At 41.3% G+C, this 22,182-nt stretch carries 21 protein-coding genes and 1 other RNA gene; 15 read left to right on the top strand and 7 right to left on the bottom strand.

The genetic code is table 11. The features are described from left to right. Positions 1-10 precede the first annotated feature (10 nt). Entirely contained in the window at positions 11-388 is a 378-nt protein-coding gene (gcvH, locus tag NZ848_RS19540; protein WP_253535034.1) for a glycine cleavage system protein GcvH, read from the bottom strand. Between the two features lie 162 nt (positions 389-550). On the opposite strand from gcvH, the gene meaB reads away from it, so the two are divergent. Next, positions 551-1,534 (top strand): methylmalonyl Co-A mutase-associated GTPase MeaB, encoded by a 984-nt coding sequence (meaB, locus tag NZ848_RS19535; RefSeq protein WP_259016933.1) that lies wholly within the window; start codon positions 551-553, stop codon positions 1,532-1,534. Positions 1,535-1,560: 26 nt separating this feature from the next. After that, entirely contained in the window at positions 1,561-1,977 is a 417-nt protein-coding gene (gene ybeY / locus NZ848_RS19530) for an rRNA maturation RNase YbeY (protein WP_259016932.1), read from the top strand. Between the two features lie 18 nt (positions 1,978-1,995). On the opposite strand, the gene NZ848_RS19525 is transcribed toward ybeY, so the two are convergent. Next, complete coding sequence (locus tag NZ848_RS19525) at positions 1,996-2,952, bottom strand: NAD(P)-dependent oxidoreductase (RefSeq protein ID WP_259016931.1); 957 nt, start codon at positions 2,950-2,952, stop codon at positions 1,996-1,998. 170 nt (positions 2,953-3,122) lie between these two features. On the opposite strand from NZ848_RS19525, the gene pdxA reads away from it, so the two are divergent. Further along, on the top strand, positions 3,123-4,199 hold the full coding sequence (gene pdxA / locus NZ848_RS19520) for a 4-hydroxythreonine-4-phosphate dehydrogenase PdxA (RefSeq protein WP_259016930.1): 1,077 nt from the start codon (positions 3,123-3,125) through the stop codon (positions 4,197-4,199). A gap of 49 nt (positions 4,200-4,248) precedes the next feature. Here pdxA and NZ848_RS19515 read toward each other — a convergent pair whose 3' ends face one another. Continuing rightward, positions 4,249-5,082, bottom strand: a complete 834-nt coding sequence (locus tag NZ848_RS19515) for a tyrosine-type recombinase/integrase (protein WP_259016929.1) — start codon at positions 5,080-5,082, stop codon at positions 4,249-4,251. Between the two features lie 234 nt (positions 5,083-5,316). On the opposite strand from NZ848_RS19515, the gene NZ848_RS19510 reads away from it, so the two are divergent. After that, positions 5,317-6,708, top strand: a complete 1,392-nt coding sequence (locus NZ848_RS19510) for a sodium:solute symporter family protein (protein ID WP_259016928.1) — start codon at positions 5,317-5,319, stop codon at positions 6,706-6,708. Further along, positions 6,686-7,105 carry a DUF1801 domain-containing protein gene (locus NZ848_RS19505; protein ID WP_253535018.1) on the top strand — a complete coding sequence of 140 codons (420 nt, stop codon included), beginning with the start codon at positions 6,686-6,688 and terminating at the stop codon, positions 7,103-7,105. Before NZ848_RS19510 ends, NZ848_RS19505 begins: the two co-directional genes overlap by 23 nt. Here NZ848_RS19505 and NZ848_RS19500 read toward each other — a convergent pair. After that, positions 7,100-8,323 (bottom strand): BaiN/RdsA family NAD(P)/FAD-dependent oxidoreductase, encoded by a 1,224-nt coding sequence (locus NZ848_RS19500; protein WP_259016927.1) that lies wholly within the window; start codon positions 8,321-8,323, stop codon positions 7,100-7,102. The genes NZ848_RS19505 and NZ848_RS19500 overlap by 6 nt on opposite strands. 115 nt (positions 8,324-8,438) lie before the next feature. Then, a complete protein-coding gene (locus NZ848_RS19495) occupies positions 8,439-8,942 on the bottom strand; it encodes a hypothetical protein (RefSeq protein ID WP_259016926.1) in 504 nt (167 codons plus the stop codon). 73 nt (positions 8,943-9,015) lie between these two features. On the opposite strand from NZ848_RS19495, the gene NZ848_RS19490 reads away from it, so the two are divergent. Next, positions 9,016-11,127: a Tex family protein gene (locus tag NZ848_RS19490; RefSeq protein WP_259016925.1), complete on the top strand. Its 2,112-nt coding sequence runs from the start codon at positions 9,016-9,018 to the stop codon at positions 11,125-11,127. Between the two features lie 125 nt (positions 11,128-11,252). After that, positions 11,253-11,626, top strand: a transfer-messenger RNA (tmRNA) gene (ssrA, locus tag NZ848_RS19485). A gap of 49 nt (positions 11,627-11,675) precedes the next feature. On the opposite strand, the gene NZ848_RS19480 is transcribed toward ssrA, so the two are convergent. After that, positions 11,676-12,887, bottom strand: coding sequence for a nucleotidyltransferase family protein (locus tag NZ848_RS19480; RefSeq protein WP_259016924.1), 1,212 nt, complete (start codon positions 12,885-12,887; stop codon positions 11,676-11,678). 296 nt (positions 12,888-13,183) lie between these two features. On the opposite strand from NZ848_RS19480, the gene NZ848_RS19475 reads away from it, so the two are divergent. Beyond that, on the top strand, positions 13,184-13,630 hold the full coding sequence (locus tag NZ848_RS19475) for a DUF2059 domain-containing protein (protein ID WP_253535007.1): 447 nt from the start codon (positions 13,184-13,186) through the stop codon (positions 13,628-13,630). 67 nt (positions 13,631-13,697) lie between these two features. On the opposite strand, the gene NZ848_RS19470 is transcribed toward NZ848_RS19475, so the two are convergent. Beyond that, positions 13,698-14,699: an amidohydrolase family protein gene (locus NZ848_RS19470; RefSeq protein ID WP_259016923.1), complete on the bottom strand. Its 1,002-nt coding sequence runs from the start codon at positions 14,697-14,699 to the stop codon at positions 13,698-13,700. Between the two features lie 220 nt (positions 14,700-14,919). Between NZ848_RS19470 and NZ848_RS19465 the strand changes: the two genes are divergently transcribed. The 7 genes from NZ848_RS19465 (at position 14,920) to NZ848_RS19435 (ending at position 22,141) form a co-directional block, all read left to right on the top strand. After that, positions 14,920-16,248, top strand: coding sequence for a DEAD/DEAH box helicase (locus NZ848_RS19465; protein ID WP_259016922.1), 1,329 nt, complete (start codon positions 14,920-14,922; stop codon positions 16,246-16,248). A gap of 103 nt (positions 16,249-16,351) precedes the next feature. Then, positions 16,352-16,870, top strand: coding sequence for a gluconate 2-dehydrogenase subunit 3 family protein (locus tag NZ848_RS19460; RefSeq protein WP_259016921.1), 519 nt, complete (start codon positions 16,352-16,354; stop codon positions 16,868-16,870). A 48-nt stretch (positions 16,871-16,918) separates the two neighbouring features. Beyond that, the gene (locus NZ848_RS19455; protein WP_259016920.1) at positions 16,919-18,637 is read left to right on the top strand and encodes a GMC oxidoreductase; all 1,719 of its coding nucleotides are present in this window, start codon (positions 16,919-16,921) and stop codon (positions 18,635-18,637) included. Between the two features lie 187 nt (positions 18,638-18,824). Continuing rightward, the gene (locus NZ848_RS19450; RefSeq protein WP_253534999.1) at positions 18,825-19,208 is read left to right on the top strand and encodes a DUF983 domain-containing protein; all 384 of its coding nucleotides are present in this window, start codon (positions 18,825-18,827) and stop codon (positions 19,206-19,208) included. Positions 19,209-19,219: 11 nt separating this feature from the next. Then, on the top strand, positions 19,220-20,107 hold the full coding sequence (locus NZ848_RS19445; RefSeq protein ID WP_259016919.1) for a helix-turn-helix domain-containing protein: 888 nt from the start codon (positions 19,220-19,222) through the stop codon (positions 20,105-20,107). 142 nt (positions 20,108-20,249) lie between these two features. Continuing rightward, positions 20,250-20,717, top strand: a complete 468-nt coding sequence (locus tag NZ848_RS19440) for a GbsR/MarR family transcriptional regulator (protein ID WP_253534995.1) — start codon at positions 20,250-20,252, stop codon at positions 20,715-20,717. A gap of 74 nt (positions 20,718-20,791) precedes the next feature. After that, on the top strand, positions 20,792-22,141 hold the full coding sequence (locus NZ848_RS19435) for a TolC family protein (RefSeq protein WP_259016918.1): 1,350 nt from the start codon (positions 20,792-20,794) through the stop codon (positions 22,139-22,141). Positions 22,142-22,182: the final 41 nt, after the last annotated feature.

The raw sequence follows: 22,182 nt of genomic DNA, 5'->3' as shown, positions 1-22,182 counted from the left end.
AATCTTATGCTTAGATAATTTTTTGGTAAGCCTCAGCATCTAACAAAGAGTCTATCTCAGCAACATTAGCTACCTCCACTTTAATCAGCCATCCTTCACCGTAAGGGTCAGAGTTTAACAATTCCGGATTGTTGGCCAGTGCTGAATTTACCTCAATTATTTTTCCGGACACCGGCAAAAATAAGTCAGAAACGGTTTTAACGGCCTCAACAGTGCCGAAGATGGCGTTAGCTGCCAGTTCCTGTCCCTGGGTTTCTATCTCAACAAAAACTATATCACCTAATTCGCTTTGTGCAAAATAAGTAATACCAACCACAGCAACATTGCCACTTTCTAGCTTAATCCATTCGTGTTCCTGGGTGTAACGTAAATCTGAAGGAAAATTCATTTTTCGTGAAGTGTTTTATAATTTCGACCGCAAGTTAGTAGATTTGTCGGAAACTTGAAAAATTCCCGGTTAAAAAAAAGCTGATAAGCCAACAAAATAAGCCTTTACTGTTTTTGAATTACGAAACAAAACGCGCTTATCTTTGGCACACAATTATATACAATGCAAAAAAGGCTTTCAATACAAGCATATATAGAGGGTGTATTATCCGGCAACAGGATGATACTTAGCCGTGCTATTACGCTTATTGAAAGTCAGTTACCACAAGACAAGGCTCTGGCACAACAACTGCTGGAACAACTGTTGCCCTATACGGGTAAATCTATCCGGCTGGGGGTAACCGGTGTACCCGGTGTGGGTAAAAGCACTTTTATTGAGGTTTTTGGTAAAACCATTACCGCCCTGAACAAAAAAATTGCCGTACTGGCCATAGACCCCACCAGCCAGATTACCAAAGGCAGTATAATGGGCGACAAAACCCGCATGGAAGAGCTGGCGCATGACCCGCTTGCGTATATACGCCCCTCGCCGGCAGGCAACAGCCTTGGGGGGGTAGCCAATAAAACCCGCGAGACAATTCTATTATGCGAAGCGGCTCAGTTTGAGGTAATATTAGTTGAAACCGTTGGCGTCGGACAATCGGAAACAGTGGTAAAAGGAATGGTTGACTTCTTTTTGCTATTGATGCTTGCCGGAGCAGGCGATGAACTACAAGGTATAAAACGTGGCATTATTGAAATGGCAGATGCCATTGCCATTACAAAAGCCGACGGAGATAATATGCAGGCTTCTAAAAATGCCAGGCTTGAATACCTGCAGGCACTGCATTTGTACCCCGCCGCAGGCAATGGGTGGCAAACTCCTGTTCTTACTTGTTCTGCCTTAAATAATACAGGTATTGAAGAAATCTGGAACACGATAATTGCCTATGTAAACCAAATGCAGCAGAACGGTTTCTGGCAGCAAAACCGACAAAAACAAAACCTTGAATGGCTGCATACGTATATAAAACAGACACTGGAAGAAGAGTTTTTCGGTAATCCGGTTATAAAAAGTAAAATGAACGAGGTTGAAACAAACATTTTATCGGGCAAAATGCTGGCTATTCAGGGTGCCAGAGAGTTGCTAAACAGTATCAGAAAATAATTAGAAAAAATAAAGAAAGGTGTTGTATGATTAATTTTCATGTTGAAGATATTGATTTCAGGTTGCAGCAAAAGCTTAAGATTAAAAACTGGCTGAAGCGTATTATTGAAGAGGAAGGCTTTAAGGCCGGAGATATCAATTACATTTTCTGCTCAGACGACTACCTGCTGAAAATTAATATTGAATACCTTGATCATGACTTTCTGACGGATATTATCACTTTTGACAATTCGGAAGAAGAAGAACGCATTGACGGAGACATATTTATTAGTATAGACCGTGTAAAAGACAATGCCACCGCATTTCAGGCTAGTTTTGAACATGAACTGAAACGCGTACTGGCACACGGGGTTTTACATCTTTGCGGCTATATGGATAAAACAGATGAAGAAGAAAAACTGATGCGCACAAAAGAAAATCAATATTTGCAATTGTTTCAGTAAGCGCATCAAAATAGATGTTTATTTAATCAATTCTTTTATTTTTTGTATCAGTACCTCATTTATCCGTACGTACGATTCGTGCGTCCAACCAGCTATATGGGGTGTAAAAATCACTTTATCTGACATAATTAACTGTTCAAAAGTTCCTTTCGAATCTTCTGACAACTGGTGAAGTTTTTCGTTCTCAAGCACGTCGAGGCAGGCCCCTGTTATTTTACCCGATTTAAGGCCCGCCAGAATGGCATCAAGCATTACTATTTCTCCTCTGGCGGCATTTACAAAATAGATACTTTTGGCAAAACTGCTTAAAAAGGTATTATCTACCATTTTGTGCGTTTCACGAGTTAATGGTATGTGCAAACTAAGGATATCAGCCTCTTCAAAAATATCCTCCATTGCGGCCTCCTTTATGTATTCATCAGAAAAACCCGTTTTGTATTTATCATAAACCAGTACCTTGCATCCAAAAGCGGCAAACCTTCTGGCGGTTTCAGAGCCATTGTTGCCATAGCCTATAATACCTACGGTTTTTCCGTAAAGCTCGTAACCTCTGTTTTCCTCTCTCAGCCATCTGCCTTCTCTTACCTGCCTGTCTGCTATGAGCAGATTATTCATTAAAACCAGTAGCATACCCAGTACATGTTCGGCAACAGCAACCCTGTTGCCTTCATTAGCGGCAAATACTACAATGCCTTTTTGGCTTGCCAGCTCTTCATCAATTAAATCAAGCCCCGCCCCTGCCCTGGCAATAAATTTCAGCGAATTTGCATTTTGCAGTAGTTCATCATCAACAAAGGTTTTACTTCTGATTATCATGCCCACATAATTACCCAAACACGCAATTATCTCCTGCCGTTTTATTTTGGGCTGGTAATCTGGTACCAGGCCAATACCGTCAAGCATAGGCATGATACTCGGGTGCATTTCATCCACAATCAAAACAGAACCTTTCTTACCAGGCTTAATTGTATTCACAGTATTTTTTTTATCGTATGTTTGTCAGTAAATTGCGGCAAAATTACGTTTGCCAACCATATTGTCAAACAAATATCGGCAAGAATCAATACATATTTGTCGGAAAACCCACCGCCTGCCCGATAACATATCATTTAAGAAAGAATTGAAATAATTAAATCAATAGAAAAGTGAGCGAACAACATAAACCCGTAATTGGCATTAGTATCGGCGACATGAACGGCATCGGACCGGAAGTGATACTGAAGGCAGTTGGAGGAAATCGTTTAAACAGAATATGTACACCTGTTATTTATGGCTCAGGGAAAATCATAAACAAGTACCGGCAAATGCTTGAACTAAAAGATTGGCAGTTTTTTACGATTCAGAAAATTGACCAGATTAACCATAAGCAGGTAAATGTAATTAATTGCATGAACGACCAGAACCTGGAACTACAACCCGGTAAAGTAACGCCGGAAGCAGGTAAACTGGCGTTTGAGTCTTTGAAAAGAGCCGTGGCCGACCTGAAAGCAGGCAAGTTAGATGCTTTGGTAACAGCGCCTATTAATAAGCATAATATACAGAGCGATGAGTTTAAGTTTCCTGGCCATACTGAATACCTGGCCAGTGAATTTGAAGTAGAAGACGTCTTGATGTTTATGGTGAGTGATACCCTTAAGATAGGCGTAGCCACCGGACATGTACCTATTGAGCAGGTAAAACAAAAAATAAACAAAGAACTGATAATTAAGAAAATAGAGCAGATACATACTTCATTGAAGAGAGATTTCGGTGTCCAGAGACCACGCATTGCGGTTTTGGGGCTGAATCCGCATGCGGGTGAAAACGGTTTGCTGGGTAATGAAGAGAAAGAAATTATACAACCGGCTTTAACAGAACTAAAGAAAAAAGGCACGTTGGTTTTTGGGCCGTTTCCGGCTGATGGCTTTTTCGGAACTGCCGCCTGGAAACAGTATGATGCTGTTCTGGCCATGTACCACGACCAGGGGCTGATGCCATTTAAGATGCTGGCATTTGAAAACGGTGTAAACTTTACAGCTGCGCTACCAAAAGTGCGCACATCGCCAGACCACGGAACAGCCTATGATATTGCCGGAAAAAATGAGGCAGATGAGTCGTCTATGATTCATGCCATCTATACGGCTGTTGATGTGGCCAAAAACAGGGCTGAATTAAGTGAACTGGAGGCTAATTCGTTGAAAAAGAAAAATATAGTGCTGAAAGAAGCCAGCATGGAAGATTAAGCATAAAAAACCCGATGGAATTAGTTTCATCGGGTTTTTTATTAGAACCTTAAATTTCAAGATCTTCAAACGGGCTTCTGAGGTTGGCCAGGTCAATATTGGCCAGTTGATAATAGATTGAAGTAGTTTGAAGGTACTTATGGCCCAGAATATCTTTAAGCAGGTGTATGTCCATTCCTCGTTCCAGACAATGCACCGCATAACTATGGCGAAGTGTGTGAACCGTGGCGTTTTTATCAATTTTAGCTTTCTGCAAAGCCTGCTGAAAAACCAACTGCACACTACGCGGGCTGTATGTTTTTCCTTTTTCGCCTACAAACAACAACTCTTCAGGTTTATGTTTTTCAAAGTAAGCAATCAGAATAGGAATCAGTTTTGAGGGAATCCTGAGTTTGCGGCCTTTATCTGTTTTTGAAGAAGGAATGGTAATATGGCGAGCCTGCCAGTCAATATCATTAATTTTAAGCACAAGCACATCGCTCAGCTTTAAGCCAAGGGCATAAATTGTTGCCATTAAAGCTTTATGCTTGGGGTTATCAAGCACGCTTATTATACATTCAACTTCTTTCTCGGTCAGTACCTCGGGCAGCGTATCTTCTTTCATGCGGCCTGAACTTTTTATTCCCAGCTTGCGCTTGAAAATCAGTTCAAAAAAAAGCTTAATGGCTTTTCCTGCCTGCTTTGAAGCCTCAGACCCGGCCCCCTTCCTTTCGCTCAGTTCCAAAAGATAATTAGATACAAGTTCATCTGTGATTTTGCTTTGCGGCAGGTCACGAAAATGGTTGTAAAAAACAAAAATGGCGTTTCTATAAGCGGCTATAGTTTGGGAGTTGTACTTTCCCTTCTTCAGAATTTCTGTAAATCGCTCAATGAGATGGGTCACTGTTGGGCAATTTTTTAATTAAGAAATGGTTTAAACTTTTCTCTGTGGTGTTTGGCTATGTCAGAGATGAAAGCACAAAGTTGATATTAAAAAACGAAACTAGGCGCCTTTTTTAAAAAATTTTGCAAATGAAACAATATTTTTAAATAAAAAACCACATTAGCGGGCACTGAACTCCAAAAATTACTATTTTCAAAACCTGATTAAAGCCAACCGTATCAAAGCTGACTAAGCATGCTATTAACGTTTATTTTTATTTACCTTCTGGGAACAGTACTTGTAGGGTGGTTTGCCTCTAAATTTGTTAAAACAGCCAGTGATTTTGCCATTGCAGGCCGCAGAATGCCAACTTACGTGGTTGCGTCGGGTCTGTTTGCTACGTGGTTTGGCTCAGAAACGGTTATGGGGGCGTCATCAGAATTTGTGCAGAATGGCCTGTTGGGTGTCATTGAAGACCCCTTCGGGGCGTCGTTATGCTTACTGCTCATAGGCTTATTTTTTGCACGCCCGCTTTATAAACTAAACATTCTTACGTTCAGCGATTATTTCAGAATCAGGTACAGCAATAGCCTTGAATGGATTTCGGCACTTTTTCTAATACCCTCTTATTTCAGTTGGATAGCTGCTCAGTTAGTAGCCCTTGCCATAGTTTTACAGGCCATTGCGGGTATCCCCTTTGTTTATGGTGTTTTGATATGCGCCTCGGTGGTTGTGTTTTATACCTATGTGGGTGGTATGTGGTCGGTATCTATTACAGATACCATTCAAACGGCCATTATTATAGTAGGTATGCTTATTTTAATGCTAGAGCTTTTGGGTAAAATTGGCGGCTGGGGCGAACTGATAAACAAAACCCCAACGGGTTTCTTCAGATTTGTACCCAAAGAGCATTCATTCAGCAGTTGGATAACCTATTTTGCTGCCTGGATAACCATTGGCTGGGGTTCGATACCTCAGCAGGATATTTTTCAACGGGTTTTGTCGGCCAAATCAGAGAATGTTGCCGTAAGAGGTGCGTACTGGTCGGCGTTTATGTATATGAGCGTGGCGTGTATGCCTTTAGTAATTGCGCTGTGCGGAAGTTTGCTGTATCCTGACATAAAAGCAGGTGATACCCAGATGGCTATTCCGTTTCTGGTGCTGCGTCATTCTGGCCTGGGTATACAAATACTTTTTTTTGGGGCTTTGCTTTCTGCCATTTTAAGTACATGCAGTGGGGCTGTGCTGGCGCCTGCAACAGTTGTAGGCGAAAACCTGCTTAAGCCTCTATACGGTCATAAGCTGTCTGACAAAAGACTTTTGCAAATTATGAGGCTTTCAGTAATTGGTATTACAATGGTGAGCGTTATATTATCGCTCAACAAGGCTGAAATATATGAGTTGGTGGGCGAGTCATCAGCCGTTAGTCTGGTGGCTTTGTTTGTGCCGTTGGCATCAGGCCTGTACTGGAAAAGAGCGTCGGCACTAGGGGCGTTACTTTCAATGGTTATGGGCATGACCGTCTGGCTTACTTTACAATTTTATCCGACCGATACACCCGGTATTATTTATGGTCTGCTGGCCAGTATTACAGGAATGTTCGTCGGTTCATTCATTAAACCCAATGACAAACTACCTGTCGGTTGAAGACTTTAAAAGTCATCAGCTACCACATATTGGCAAATTGATTGCAGGTCTTCAGGAACTGATTATGAATGCTCATCCTAAAATGCAGGAGCATTTCAGTATCAATACCCCTATGTACAAAGTGAAGCATGATGTGTGCTATATAGGCAAAATACACCCCAAAAAGGGTCTGGAATTGTGTTTTCTGAGAGGTTATCAGTTATCTAACGAGCAGGGACTTTTAGATGCGAAAGGCAGAAAGTATATACAAGGCATCACTTTTACTGATATTGACGACTTACAGAACAAAAAACAGTCTTTTATTGAAATACTAAACGAAGCGCTGATACTTGATGAAATGAATGAGCGAAACGTATTTACCGATATGCTTCAGACAGCCCGCCGGAAAAAATCATAAACTTTGTGCGGCAATCCAGGCGCCTGTCCAAGCTGCCTGAAAATTAAAACCGCCTGTTACGGCATCAATATTCAGTACCTCGCCGGCCATGTATAGGTTGGGATATTTTTTAAGGCTGAAAGTACTGAAATCTACCTCTGCCAGGTCAACGCCTCCGGCTGTTACAAATTCTTCTTTAAATGTACTTTTACCTTTAACACTAAAGCGGCAGTCGGTCAATTGTTCTACCAGTTTTGCTATGTGTTTTTTACCTGTTTCAGCCCATTTCTGGTATTCTCCTACCCCAGCGGCCATGCACAAGCTTTTCCAAAGCCTGATTGACATACCAAACTCTGCATTAGCCAGCACATTCTTTTTAGGCTGGTTTATAATCTGCTGGTGTAGGTGCTGCCTAACTTTTTCAATATCCGGCGTACCCAGCCAGTTTACAGATATGTTAAATTCGTAGTTGGCATCGTGCAGGTCACGGGCAGCCCAGGCCGACAATTTCAGAATAGCAGGGCCAGACAAACCCCAATGGGTAATAAGTAAGGCTCCATTAGAAGTGTAGGCATTCAGTGCTTTATTTTTAGAATCGCTCAGCCTGCATATAACATTTTCTGTGCTGATACCCATTAAATCCTGAATGCGCTCGTCTTTAATATTAAAAGTAAACAAAGAAGGAACAGCCGACACCGTTTCAATTCCCAGATTCTGTAATAATTTCCAGACTGCGTTATCGCTTCCGGTGGCTATCATTAGCTTTTTTGTAGTAAACTGTCTGTCACCAATGGCATTCAATTGCCAGTTTCCGCCATTATTTTCAATGCTTTCAACACGCGTATTGGTAATAATTTCAATCCTGTTTTTATAACAGGCATCTAAAAAGCAATCAATAATGCTTTGCGATGAATTACTGACCGGAAACATCCGTCCGTCAGATTCTTTTTTTATTCTTACTCCCCGGCTTTCAAACCAATCAATGGTGTGTGCCGGATTAAATCTTTTAAAGGGCTCCAGCAATTCCTGATTTCCTCTCGGGTAAAAATTAATGAGTGCCGAAGGCTCAAAACAGGCGTGGGTTACATTGCAACGCCCACCGCCAGACACCTTAACTTTTTGTAAAACATCTCTTCCGCGCTCCAGAATAGCAATCCGCAGGTTTTTGTTTCTTTCGGCAGCATTAATAGCCGTAAAAAAACCTGCTGCTCCACCACCAATAATGAGAAGGTCGTACATGATAAAATTAAAAAGGTTAAAAAAAAGTCACCTTAGCTGATATTCAAGCTAAGGTGACTAATGGCTGCAAAGCAAGTGTTTATAAGGCAGATTTCAAAATACCTGCTGAATAATATTAGTATTTTACATATTTGTTTTCAAAATACTCCCTTTTTTCACGAAGTACTTTCAAAAGAGGCGCAAATTCTTTCACGTCTTGGCCATGCTCAAATGTAACTTTATGTCTCGAATCGTTCATGGTTATTTCAACCCATTCAGCCCCGCCATCAGCGCAATCAGGGCAGCCAATCACCTCTTTCAAGTTTTTAAACTGCTCAAAATCAACACTTTTCACCAGCTCATTCATATAATCTGTTGTAAGTTTCTCTTTATACGTTTGTGGGTCACCACCCTGAGAACCGCGGCCACTGTTAAAATAAATAGTGAACGAGGCTTCGTCGCCCATTAATGTCAATTCTCTTTTGCATGGGCCCAGGCACATACCAAATGAGGTACCGTGTTTAATGACCATTGTATTCAAATCCTTTGACGTTTTCGTCATTACATCATCCGATTGCTGTTCACAGCCTACAAAAGATAATGTGGAAAGAATGATGCCTATAAAAAGTTGAATTTTCATTTTTATAATAGATTTTTGTGTTTGAATTGATTCTATACTCAAGGATTCAGTTTCTAACAAAAAGGTTGGAACCATGACAACAAAACAAATACAAATTATAGTACAAGCTGTAAACGCAGCTGAAAAATATGTTACCAATACCATAAACTTATTGGAGGAAGGCGCTACTGTACCCTTTATTGCCCGCTACCGTAAAGAAATGACAGGTAGTATGGATGAAGTGCAGATAGCCCAGGTGAAAGATTTGTACGGAAAATTTCAGGAGGCGGATAAGCGGCGGGAGGCCATTATTAAATCTATTGAAGAACAGGGGAAAATGACTCCAGAGCTGTTGGAAAAGCTTCGTAATGCATTGTATCTGAACGAACTGGAAGATTTATACCTGCCTTATAAACAAAAGCGCAAAACACGTGCTACCATGGCTATTGAAAAAGGTCTGGAACCGCTGGCAAAAATCATATTTGCGCAAAAAGACCGTAACATTGAAGCCATAGCCGAAAAATACCTGAACGATAAAGTTGAAAGCATTAATGATGCCCTGCAAGGTGCAAGAGATATAATGGCCGAATGGATTAATGAAGACATACAAGCGAGAAATGCCGTGAGGAAGATATTTGACCGGGAAGCCATCGTTACAGCCAAAGTAAAAAAGGGCAAAAAGGAAGAAGGAGCCAAATATCAGGATTATTTCGAGTTTTCAGAACCATTATCGCGCATTCCATCTCATCGTTTGCTGGCCATCAGGCGAGGCGAAGAAGAGGGAATATTGTCTGTTGTTATATCAATAGATGAAGAACGCGGAGTTGATGCCCTCGACAGAATTTATCTGCGAGGCTTGCCTGAAGCCAAAGATCAGGTGGCTGATGCCATCACAGATTCTTATAGCCGATTGCTGAAACCTAGTATTGAAACGGAGTTTTCGAACCTCTCGAAACAAAAAGCAGACGCAGAGGCCATCAAGATATTTACAGGCAATCTCCGGCAATTGCTTCTGGCGTCTCCGCTTGGGCAAAAGCGTGTGCTGGCCATTGACCCGGGTTTCAGAACAGGCTGTAAAACTGTGGTTTTGAACGAGCAGGGCGATTTGATTTACGACACGGTGATATATCCGTTCGATAAGAAAATGGAGGCCGAAGGAATGGTAAAAAAACTGGTACTTGATTATAAAATACAGGCCATTGCCATTGGTAACGGTACTGCCAGCCGTGAGACCGAGGGTTTTGTGAAATCATTAAAGCTGGATAAAATACAGGTGCATGTGGTGTCGGAACAAGGGGCTTCTATCTATTCGGCTTCTGAAATTGCACGAGATGAGTTTCCTAAAAAAGATGTAACAGTACGTGGCGCAGTTTCTATTGGCCGGCGATTAATGGACCCACTGGCCGAACTGGTTAAAATTGACCCCAAGTCAATCGGAGTCGGTCAATACCAGCACGACGTTGAGCAGAAAATGCTGAAAGAAAGTCTGGATTCAGTGGTTGAAAGCTGCGTGAATCTGGTGGGTGTAGAACTCAACACTGCCAGTAAGCATTTGCTTAGCTATGTATCTGGTCTGGGCCCTGCTCTGGCTCAGAACATTGTTGAGTACCGCGCGCAGAATGGTGCATTTGGGTCAAGAGCCGAATTGAAAAAAGTACCTCGTCTAGGCGCTAAAGCATTTGAGCAATGTGCAGGTTTTTTGCGTATTAATGGAGCAAAAAACCCGTTGGATAACTCGGCAGTGCATCCGGAAACCTACCCGATTGTTGAGAAAATGGCCAAAGATTTAGGCTTGAAGGTGTCTGACCTGATAAATAATGCAAGCATAAAATCGAAAATAAACCTGAATAACTATGTAACCCCAACTGTGGGTTTGCCTACACTGAACGATATTTTATCTGAACTACAAAAACCAGGCAGAGACCCACGCGAGGCATTAGAAGAGTTTGAGTTTTCGGCTGATGTACACAAAATAGATGACTTGAAAGAAGGTATGGTGTTACCTGGTATTGTGACCAATATAACGGCGTTCGGGTGCTTTGTGGATATAGGAGTGCATCAGGACGGGCTGGTGCATGTTTCACAAATGGCCAACCGTTTTATTAAAGACCCCAATGAGGTAGTAAAGGTGCATCAGAAAGTGCAGGTGAAAGTAACAGAAGTAGACATACCCCGTAAACGTATTGCCCTGAGCATGAAGTTCTGATGCCATTACCCAGGCGGAACGAATAAATATGTTTTAAAAGTATGATTGATTAGTTCCCCCTGGTGAACAATAATTTCTTAATGGCACGAACTTTTCATAAATTTTTTTTGTCTTATAATGACCATGGGGACGACCGGTTTTGACGGCGTGAGTGGTTGCGAGTAAAAGCATGTCAGGAGTTGGTAGAACCTCCTGTTAAAAATTCTTCCGAACAATAACTGGCAATACTTCGTATGCCATGGCTGCTTAATTCCGGAGTGAATTAAACTTTTAGCCACATTCCGCCCTGGCTAACCTCTGCCGCGGGGATTCCGGAGTGTCGACCTGCAGAGGCGATTAAGTGCGGGGAACTTGTTCTTGATTAGTATTTAGGTTTCTAAGGAAAAGATCCGGTATGTCGGACACCTACCTTTTCTCGAAAATTAAGACCGAATAAACATGTAGAAGGCTCGACAAGTGCCATGTTCGGACCAGAGTTCGACTCTCTGCGTCTCCACAAAAAAAGCACCTTTAAAGGTGCTTTTTCTTTTTTCAGCCAGTAAAAAAACTTAGTTCTTCTTTGATTTTGCCCTGAACCACAGATAGGATACGAACTTTGTAAATGCGTTCAGATAAATGTATCTATCCGGAAAAACAATTAACCTGGGCCGCTCAAGTTTACTGGTTACAGAATAAAACTGAACCAATTTGTTGATTAGGCCTATCCAGCTGAGGGGTTTATCTTGCAGGTTTTTATAGATAATATTATATTTGAATTTAGGCCATACGCGGTCATAGTGCTTGCCTGCCTCCCAGAAATCAAAAATTCTTTGTTGTATCTGCTGTTCAAAACTGTTGAAATTTGCAGGCTCAAAAAACAGATTATTCATAATGGCATTACCCACTTCAAAAACCTTCCGCATCTTCATCTCGGCCGACCAATTACTTAAAACCTGGTCATCATGTTCAGGGAAACTATTCCGGTAAGCAATCAGGTCACAAAAATCTTTTAACCTTACCCAGCACCCCCTGCCTCCGTGGTGATTCATAATCATCTTGAAAATAATTTCAGAATTGGGTACCAGTAATTGCTGATTCTGGAAGTTTTCAACCACAGACTTGCTAAGCATATCATCTACCTCCAATACATAATCATGAAATTTTTCACCTATCGACCAGTGGTAATCAATATGTACTCTAACGGCAGGGCCAAAAATTTTATCAAAACCAATTTCCTGATTTTCATTGCGTGTCAGCAGCTCATTTATCAGTTCGTCATTTATTTCAACAGAATCTTTCTGGTTATAATGACCCAGACTTAGTATATATCCATCTTCCAGAAGCAACTTAACGCCTTTCATGGCGTGTTCGGGCTTCACGATTATATCTACATCTACACTTTCTCTTACAATTTGGTTTTTATAGATTTTCTCTGAAAACAAAATACCTTTATAAGGTATGGCTTGAACGTTATTTTCACTAAAAAAATGAAGAATCCGACCCAGTTCTTTTCTACTTGCCAGGTGGTTAATAACCTGTTGGTGTGTAATTCTCTTCAGATTATCCACGTATTCGTTCTGAATACCTACCCTGCGGCAGGCTTCATATAAAAATGGACGTATGCGATGGTAAAAAGCCAGTCCATGCAGGCGTGTCCAGTTAACTTTAGGGTCATTAATCAGGTTTTCAAAATAGGTGGAATTTTCTTTTAAAAGCGTCAATTTAATTGCCTCTATCAAAATCAGCAGCTCTAACGTAAATTGTTTTGTACGTTTATCCATATTAAGTTTTGCTATAAATCTATATAACTGAGGGTGCAGTTAAAGTCACGAAATAAGTTTTGGTGCGATTACCATTGAAAATATATTCAAAGTAAACGAAAATAGCAGATAAATTGAAGAAGAGATTACATATCTTTGTTATGGGTATTCATACAGTGCTTGCCTTGTTTATGGTCTTTTGCCATTTAGAAAACACACTTAAATTACTTTTCTGAAATTTTGCTGAAGAACAAAAAATAGGTTACTATTACAAAAATTATATCACTTTTAGCTGTTAACACTCAAATCTTCAAAAAATGAAAAAATCACTTACTCTCCTATTCCTGTTCGTTTCGTTTGCATCTTTGGCACAAAACAATGAAGCAAAAATCAAAGACATAAAGCATTTTCTGGTAGTAAGCGGTGCGATTAATGCTGTTAAAGTAACCATTGAAAACATGGTCAATTCGATGAAAAATTCAACAGCCAACAACAACTTACCGGAAGGTTTTCTTGATGAATTCAAAAAAGAAATCAATTATCAGGAATTTGTTGAACTCTATATACCAATCTATGATAAACATTTTTCTCATCAGGAAATACGGGACATGATTATATTTTATGAGACCCCTACCGGGAAAAAATTGGTTGAAAAAACACCCATGCTGTTAACAGAATCTATGAACGCCGGTAGAGAATGGGGGCAAAAGATGGGTATAAAGGTTTATGAAAAAATGCAGAAGAAGCAGGCAAATACCAACTGATTATCAACCATAAACCCAACGACCTGGCTTATGGCAGGTAATTGGGTTTATGGCTTATTGTTCAAAATCACTTATACTTATTAACGTCAAGGTTAAAGAACCGGGCGGCGTTGTTAAAGAAAATGTCTCTTTTTTGGTCTTCAGACAAGTAATTGGCACTTTCAATTACGTTTATTGAGGTCTCGAGTAATTTAGGCCAAACCATCAGGTCTGTACCATACATAATGCGTTTACCGAATCCGGCCTGAATCAAGCGTTTCAGATAGGCATGAACTTCCTCAAGCGGGTAGCTCCAGATGAATCCGGCCAAATCAACATATACATAAGCGTTGGCGCCCATCAGGGCAATCATTTCGTCAATCATCGGGTACCCGGCGTGCATCACCCAAATTTTCAGTTTCGGGTGGCGGGCCAGCATATCTTCCAATAAAAACGGGCGGCCTAATGAAGCCCGGTATTTAGGCGCGGTGATATTCGCCATCCCATTGCCCCCTGTACCCATGTGTATACCTACTGGCACGCCCAGTTTTTCGGCCACACCAAAATATTCATCCAGACTCATATCACTTGGCGACATACCCTGATACTGTGGAGCTACCTCTCCCATCACTTTGTAAAAGCTTTTCGTCAGTGAATCTTCAAAAGCCTTTACAGTCATTTCATTAGCATTACTGATACCAATAGACGGAATAATACGGTTTGGCGCAGCCTTGTGCCAGTCGTGCAAAACGCCTGCATCACCACTGGCCACCATAATTACATTCAGGCGTTCGGCAGTTGCCAGCAATGCGTCTTTCATTTCTTTGTCAGACTTGGCGGCTTTCAATGGGTCGGCACAACCATTGCTCAGGAAAGACGGTGCCGGTTGTTTAGGGTCACCGCCCGGCATATTTTTAAGAAACCAGGGGCAAAGGTCGTTAGCAAAGGCAGGGTTTACCTTCATGGCATGCACGTGTACATCAATAATAGGCGGGCGTTTTTTGGTTTCCTGCGCATGGGTCTGAAAACCGACCAAAGCAGCCACCAAAACTAAAAGCAGATTTTGTTTAACAGAGAATTGTTTCATCATAGTTTTTTATTGTTTAAAGGCTTAAAATAACAGCAAAGCCATCATAAGTCAAAAAACAGTCGACAGAAACCCGGACATTGTCTATCAAAGGGCGAATCTACTTATATTTCAAATTTGAAACTTCTTTTCAGCAAAAGGCGTTAAATTTGTTCACCTTTGCTAATAAAATAGAGCGGGGTACCCATAGGTCTTAATACAAGACCCATAATTTTTTTCAATAATGACTTTCGAAGAATTAAATCTGAATAAACCCTTACTAAACGCCTTAAACGATTTAGGTTACACCAAACCAACTACTATTCAGCAAAAGGCTTTCTCGGTAGTGATGTCAGGGCAGGATGTATGCGGTATTGCCCAAACCGGTACGGGTAAAACTTTTGCCTATTTGTTACCATGCCTAAGACAATATCAGTTTTCGAAAGAGAAAAACCCTCAGTTACTGGTAGTAGTACCTACACGAGAGCTGGTTACCCAGGTAGTTGAAGCCGTTGAGCAATTAAGTAAATACCAGAGTGTGCAGGTTGTGGGTGTTTACGGAGGGGTAAATATTAAGCAGCAGGTGGCAGAACTGGCCAACGGAGTAGATGTGCTGGTAGGTACGCCGGGCAGATTAATAGATTTACTGGCTGCCGGTATTGTAAAATCAAAGTCGATTAAGAAACTGGTGATTGATGAAGTTGATGAAATGCTGAACCTGGGTTTCAGGCCTCAACTGATTAACATTCTTGATTTACTGCCCGCTAAACGCCAGAATCTTTTGTTTTCGGCCACGTTGACCGAGGAAGTAGAAGAAATTATACAAACGCATTTTAATCTGCCTGTACGCATTGAGGCAGCTCCGGCAGGCACACCGCTGGAAAACATAGCACAGTCAGGCTATCAATTGCCTAACTTCTATACAAAGGTCAACCTGCTTGAACTACTGATTGCCAAAAGAGAGGAAGCCGCCAAAGTATTGATTTTTGTGGCTACTAAACAACTGGCTGACCAGCTTTTTGAAGAACTGGAAAATGAGTTCTCGCCTGAGATTGGGGTTATCCACTCAAACAAATCGCAGAATAATCGTTTTGATACCATTCAGAAGTTTCAGACTGGCGCTTACCGTATACTGATTGCCACCGATCTGGTTTCGCGCGGGCTTGATATTTCGGAGGTATCGCATGTGATTAATTTCGATGTGCCTGAGGTGCCAGAAAGTTATATTCACCGTATTGGCCGGACAGGCCGGCAGGATAAAAAAGGTATAGCCATCAGTTTCTTTATCGAGAAGGATTCGGAAGCCAGAGAAGCCATTGAACAACTGATGAATTACCAGATACCCATGCTGCCTTTGCCTGAGCAACTGGAAATTTCAGACCAGTTGACAGAAGATGAAAAACCCAGGGTTTTTATGAAAGAACCTGCACTGAAAAGGGTAAAAAAAGAAGATATCGGGCCGGCTTTTCATGAAAAAGCAGAGAAAAACAGGAAAACAAATGTGCGGCGCGACTACGAAGCCGAAAAGAAAAAGAAGTACGGGAAGTCGTACGAGAAGCGTTCAAGAAATTAAGTATTTTTACCTATTCTCATTTTATTAGCATTGGCCGGTGGCATTATTCAATTTTAATATCTAAGTTTGTATAGTTTTACGACAATTAAATATTTGAATAATTATGCAAAGGCGCAATGCAATTAAAAACTTGTCGCTGGCATTTGGTGGTCTGGTTTCGTTGCCTTCGTGGGCATCAGGCTGGACACCCGAGTCAATCGGCACAACCTCTAACTTACCATTTGATGATGAAGCGCTATTGGGCGAAATCGTTGAAACCATTATTCCGGAAACATCTACACCAGGAGCCAAATCTTTAAAAGTGCACCAGTTTGCCCTAAGAATGATTAACGATTGCTACGGAGAAGCAGCACAGAAAAACCTGAAAGACGGTTTGAAAGCCACCGAGGCACTGGCACAGCAAACCTACCAGAAATCCTTCACCACGTTAGATTCAAACCAGAAAAAAGCACTCTTCACACAGATGCTTAATTCATCAGACACTACCTCAAAAACATTTGCCAATACCATTAAACGGCTTACCATTCAGGGATACACCAATTCTGAATTTTATATGGTAAATGTTATCAAATTTAACATGGCTCCAGGTTTTTATCATGGTTGTGTGCCTGTAAAAGCATAAGCCAAAGTACAACAATTATTACAATCTATTCATACACTATAAGCTATTATGTCATATTTGAATATTGATTCTGTCAAAGACCGCACCTTTGACGCAATCGTGGTTGGCTCTGGTATCAGCGGAGGCTGGGCTGCCAAAGAATTAACAGGAAAAGGTCTGAGAACGCTGGTACTTGAAAGAGGGCGAGACGTAAAGCACGTAACCGACTACCCTACCACCATGATGCAGCCCTGGGAGTTTGAGCATCTGGGCCAGATTCCCAAAGCGCTGAAAGATGCCAATCCAATCGCCAGCCGCTGCTACGCTTTCAATGAAGATGCCGCCCATTTTTTTGTAAAAGATAACGAACACCCATATATACAAGACAAACCCTTCGACTGGATACGCGGGTATCAGGTAGGTGGGAAATCGCTGATGTGGGCCAGAGGAACCCAGCGGTGGTCGGAATATGATTTTGATGGCCCCGCACGTGATGGTTTCGCCGTTGACTGGCCTATCAGATACGCAGACATAGCACCTTGGTACAGCTATGTAGAGAAATTTGCTGGGATATCGGGCAATAAAGACGGCCTGCCACAATTACCTGACGGTGAGTTTTTACCACCGCATGAGCAATCATGTGTTGAAAAACACTTTACCAACGAAATGGCCAAACATTATAAAGGAGCGCGGCCGGTTATTATTGGCCGTTGTGCACACCTTACCAAGCCGCAACCCATACACCTGCAACAAGGCCGCGGGCAATGCCAGAACCGTTCGCTGTGCCAGCGTGGCTGCCCTTATGGCGGCTATTTCAGCAGTAACTCTTCTACCCTTCCCTGGGCAGCTAAAACCGGAAAACTGACATTAAGACCAGACTCTGTGGTGCATTCAATCATTTTCGATGAAAAGAAAAACAAGGCAACCGGCGTAAGAGTGGTTGATGCACATACCAAGCAAATGACCGAGTACTATGCCCGGGTTATTTTTGTAAATGCGGCTACTATCAATACCAACCTCATTTTACTAAACTCAATCTCAAGCCGTTTCCCTAATGGATTAGGCAATGATAACGGTTTATTGGGTAAATATATAGCCTTCCATAATTTCCGTACTACTATATCAGCTGAATATGAGGGATTCCTGGATACTAAAACAGAAGGTATCCGTCCGAATGGTAGTTATATTCCGCGTTTCCGGAACGTTTTCAAACAGGAGACCGACTTTCTTCGGGGTTATGCAGCCGGTTTCAGCGGTAGCCGTATGGAATACACCGATAACAGTGGTATAGGTGAAGACCTGAAAAACAGTCTTTTCAACCGTAAATACGGCAACTGGCGTGTGGGCTCGCACATGATGGGCGAAACCATACCGAAAGAAAGTAATTTTGTAACCCTTGATAAAGACCAGAAAGATGCATGGGGAATACCGCTGATTCGTACTTCTGTTGCCTATGACGACAACGACGAGAAGATGATCAAGGATTTCCACGAGCAAATGACAGAAATGCTCACGCTGGCCGGTTTCAAGAATATCAGAACCAATGACAACCCTAAAAAGGCTCCGGGTCTTGATATCCACGAAATGGGTGGCGTAAGGATGGGCAAAGACGAGAAAACGTCATTACTGAATAAATGGAACCAGATGCACCATTGTAAAAACGTTTTTGTTACCGATGGCGCCTGTATGACGTCTAACTCAACACAAAACCCGTCGCTCACATTTATGGCTATCACAGCCCGTGCAGCAGACTACGCAGTGAAAGAGTTTAAGAAAGGAAATTTATAATACTGATATGAATGCTGCATGCCCGGTGATTCTATTGAATTGCCGGGCTTTTTGGTTTAGTATTTTAATGTAAAATGATATATCCCAAAAAAATACAAATCAGTAATTAGTACCATAGATTCAATGTCGCCTACCACAGTTTCAGTTTTACCTGCTTTAACTTTGTAAGCATAAAACAGAAACCAAAATGAACAAACTCGAAGCAGCTATAAAAATGAAATGCCCCCGTTGCCATGAGGGCGAAATATTTGAAACTAAAAATCCGTTTGCGCTGGGCAAAATGACGGTCATGCACAAACATTGCCCACAATGCCACCTGAAATATGAAAAAGAGGTGGGTTTCTTTTATGGTTCAATGTATCTGAGCTATGCATTTAATATTGCACTTTTTGTGATGGCCACCGTAGCGTATTATGTGTATTTTGAAACCAGAGTAGACTGGCGGGTTTATATCTGGCTTTATTTACTTGTAACCTTCATTTTATTTCCGGTATTTTACCGTTTCTCAAGGTCTTTATGGTTACAGTTCTTTAACGATTACCAGCCACAACACAAAGAAGCCGTTAATTAAGCACAAAAAGGATGAGCCCAACCAATCAAATTCCGATAGTTGATATTTGCAATCTGACTGATTTCAGAGAAGATGATATCCTTGTCAGCCGCTTTGCCGACTATCTGAAAGCCCATCATAATTTGTGTTCGGCTCACAGGCATACATTTTATCACTTATTGCTTTTTACCAAAGGAGGTGGTTCACATACCATCGATTTCAGCAATTTCCCGGTTATTCCGTATCAAATCTATTTTATGGTGCCGGGGCAGGTACATAGCTGGAGTTTTGAGGGCGAGGTTGACGGCTACGTTATTAACTTCTCCACCTCCTTTTTTCAATCTTTCCTGCTCAGGCCCGACTACCTGGAGTCTTTCTCGTTTTTCAACGGCATTGCCGAAGACGGTGTCATTCAACTTCAAGACGAGATAAAAGACACAATCATCCATATTTTTGAAGAAACAATCAGGCAGTTACAGCAGATCAATACTATCAGCCGTGACCTGGTACGTGTATTACTATTGCAGGCATTTATTGAAATAGAAAAACACACCCAGGTTTATAAATTGCCGGGTGTTCCGGCCTTTAACTACACCTTGTTAAAGAATTTCCAGAAATTGGTTGAAAAACAATACATAAGCCTGAAAAGACCGATGGATTATGCCGGGCTGCTCTACATTACGCCTAACCATCTCAATGCCCTTTGCAAAGAACATCTGGGCATAACTGCCGGTGAAGTTATCAGAAACCGGGTTTTGCTTGAAGCCAAGCGAATGCTGGTAAACCAGAATCAGAGCATTTCTGAGATTTCTTACGCACTCAATTTCAGCGACAACTCTTACTTCACAAAATTCTTCAAGAAATATGAAGGCATTACCCCTGAGGAATTCAGAAAAAAGACCAGCCAGGTTCTATTATAGGGTAAATGCCACAATACTCGCCCAATAAATTGTACAAAAAAAAGATATTGTCGTAAATATTAAACTTTCTTATACTTTTTTTAGTTCTCTATTTGCAGAACTAAAAAAACCAATTACTTTTGTAACGTTATTCAGTGATACGATGGACAGTTTGAAATTAAGCGACGAAAAATTAGCACTTATTGAAAAAGTAGGCCTCATGTTTGAGCAGGGCTTACAACCGGCAGCTGCCAGAATTGCAGCCCTGCTGCTGGTTTCTGACAGGCTGGAATTGACCTTTGATGAAATATGTGAAGCACTGAATCTGAGCAAAAGCGCTACCAGCAATGCCATTAATTTATTGCTTAACATGAACAGAATTGAGTATATTACAAAACCTGGCGACAGAAAAAGGTATTTTAAAAGTAATTTGTCTGACTGGAAAGAAACCATGAAAGCCAAGTTTCTTGACTTCGACAAGGTTAATAATATTATGCGTGAGGTACTTGACCAAAGACCCCACGCTACCAAAGAGTTTAATCAAAAACTAGAAGAATTTATTCAGTTTATGGAGTTTATGGGTAGAGAAATTCCGGCTTTATTCAAAAAGTGGGAACAATCTAAAAAATAAAATTTTTTACCCTTTTTGGTTCTTTTATTTCTGAACTAAAAAAATAAAACTAATTCTCAATATTGTACAAAATAATGAAAAAAGTAAAAGTCTTATCAATTGCTGTTTTTGCTTTAAGTGCCACAATAGTAGCTCAGGCACAACAGGCAAACCCTACTATTTTTAGTTTGAAAGAAAGCATTGCTTACAGCCTTGCCAACAACCCCAGCAGTACTATTTATAAAAATGAGGTTCTGATAGCCAAGCAAAAGAAAACCGAGGCGCTGGCCGGATACCTGCCACAAGTAAATGGGACAGGAACTTTTGACGACAACCTGAAACGCCAGGTAACGGTGCTTCCGGCAGGGGCTTTCAGTAAAGAAGAAATTAAGATTCAGTTTGGTAACCAGTATAATACCAATTTGGTGGCACAGGTAGATCAGGTCATTTTTGACAGAACCATAACGGTAGCTAAAGAAGCCAACCGCGTAAATACCCTGCTGGCAGACCTTAAATTGTTGCAAAACAATGAAACCATCGTTTATAATACCGTAGCAGCCTACTACCAGATATTGACGCTGAACGAACAGGAAAAACTACTGGTTGAGAACGAAAAAAAATATGAAGAGTTACTGAGAATCCTGCAATTGCAGTACGAAAAAGGTGTAGCCAAAAAGATAGATTACGACCGCATGCGTGTAAGCCAGAGCAACATTAAGTCGCAGTTGTCGCTTTTAAAAACCAATAAAGAGCTGGCACTTAACAAACTGAAATTTGCCATGGGCATGGATCTGGCACAAAATATTGCCATCACTGATTCGCTGGACTATTCTATGCAGGTAAGTATGCCGGTTAATACAACACTGGAAACCAAAAACCTGCTCGATTACAAGATTTTATCAAACAATATCAGACTTCAGCAATTAGATGTGGAACGTAAAAAGTTTGCTTTTTACCCCACGCTGGCCGGGTATGCGCGCTATGGAGCGCAGACATTCGGCAACGACTTCGGCAAATCTTTCGGTAACTGGTTCGATTACTCTTCCGTTGGGTTAAAACTCAACATACCGATATTTGACGGTAACCGAAAGAAAAGCCAGTTGACACAAAGCAAGCTAAGCCTGTTGAATGCAGAAGAGAATCTGAAAATAAGCTCAAGAAATTACCAGTTGCAGTTTCAGAATGCCAACACTGCTTTGTTCCGTTCTTACACCAGCATGAACGACAACAAAGAAACACTTGACCTGGCGGCCGACATTCTTAAAAACACAAGTTTGCAGTATCAGAAAGGAACAGCATCGCTCACCGATTTTCTGAACTCCGACTATTCGTACAAAGAAGCACAAAGCAATTATATATCATCATTGCTCAGCTTCTTAACCGCCCGCGTTGACTTTGAAAAGGCTCAGGGCAACCTATCAACCTATGTAAATCAATTAAAGTAACATCATTAAAAACCATAGCTTCCTTAGCTTTTAAAATACAA

Origin of the sequence: Emticicia fluvialis, assembly GCF_024793945.1 — a bacterium.
Lineage (GTDB): Bacteria > Bacteroidota > Bacteroidia > Cytophagales > Spirosomataceae > Emticicia > Emticicia fluvialis.
This window is presented reverse-complemented; position numbering and strand designations above follow the sequence as displayed.

What these genes read in the sequence shown, in the direction of transcription:
- gcvH (WP_253535034.1), bottom strand. Translation starts at nt 388, where the DNA reads ATGAATTTTCCTTCAGATTTACGTTACACCCAGGAACACGAATGGATT.
- meaB (WP_259016933.1), top strand. Translation starts at nt 551, where the DNA reads ATGCAAAAAAGGCTTTCAATACAAGCATATATAGAGGGTGTATTATCC.
- ybeY (WP_259016932.1), top strand. Translation starts at nt 1,561, where the DNA reads ATGATTAATTTTCATGTTGAAGATATTGATTTCAGGTTGCAGCAAAAG.
- NZ848_RS19510 (WP_259016928.1), top strand. Translation starts at nt 5,317, where the DNA reads ATGCTATTAACGTTTATTTTTATTTACCTTCTGGGAACAGTACTTGTA.
- NZ848_RS19505 (WP_253535018.1), top strand. Translation starts at nt 6,686, where the DNA reads ATGACAAACTACCTGTCGGTTGAAGACTTTAAAAGTCATCAGCTACCA.
- NZ848_RS19500 (WP_259016927.1), bottom strand. Translation starts at nt 8,323, where the DNA reads ATGTACGACCTTCTCATTATTGGTGGTGGAGCAGCAGGTTTTTTTACG.
- NZ848_RS19495 (WP_259016926.1), bottom strand. Translation starts at nt 8,942, where the DNA reads ATGAAAATTCAACTTTTTATAGGCATCATTCTTTCCACATTATCTTTT.
- NZ848_RS19490 (WP_259016925.1), top strand. Translation starts at nt 9,016, where the DNA reads ATGACAACAAAACAAATACAAATTATAGTACAAGCTGTAAACGCAGCT.
- NZ848_RS19480 (WP_259016924.1), bottom strand. Translation starts at nt 12,887, where the DNA reads ATGGATAAACGTACAAAACAATTTACGTTAGAGCTGCTGATTTTGATA.
- NZ848_RS19475 (WP_253535007.1), top strand. Translation starts at nt 13,184, where the DNA reads ATGAAAAAATCACTTACTCTCCTATTCCTGTTCGTTTCGTTTGCATCT.
- NZ848_RS19470 (WP_259016923.1), bottom strand. Translation starts at nt 14,699, where the DNA reads ATGATGAAACAATTCTCTGTTAAACAAAATCTGCTTTTAGTTTTGGTG.
- NZ848_RS19465 (WP_259016922.1), top strand. Translation starts at nt 14,920, where the DNA reads ATGACTTTCGAAGAATTAAATCTGAATAAACCCTTACTAAACGCCTTA.
- NZ848_RS19460 (WP_259016921.1), top strand. Translation starts at nt 16,352, where the DNA reads ATGCAAAGGCGCAATGCAATTAAAAACTTGTCGCTGGCATTTGGTGGT.
- NZ848_RS19455 (WP_259016920.1), top strand. Translation starts at nt 16,919, where the DNA reads ATGTCATATTTGAATATTGATTCTGTCAAAGACCGCACCTTTGACGCA.
- NZ848_RS19450 (WP_253534999.1), top strand. Translation starts at nt 18,825, where the DNA reads ATGAACAAACTCGAAGCAGCTATAAAAATGAAATGCCCCCGTTGCCAT.
- NZ848_RS19445 (WP_259016919.1), top strand. Translation starts at nt 19,220, where the DNA reads ATGAGCCCAACCAATCAAATTCCGATAGTTGATATTTGCAATCTGACT.
- NZ848_RS19440 (WP_253534995.1), top strand. Translation starts at nt 20,250, where the DNA reads ATGGACAGTTTGAAATTAAGCGACGAAAAATTAGCACTTATTGAAAAA.
- NZ848_RS19435 (WP_259016918.1), top strand. Translation starts at nt 20,792, where the DNA reads ATGAAAAAAGTAAAAGTCTTATCAATTGCTGTTTTTGCTTTAAGTGCC.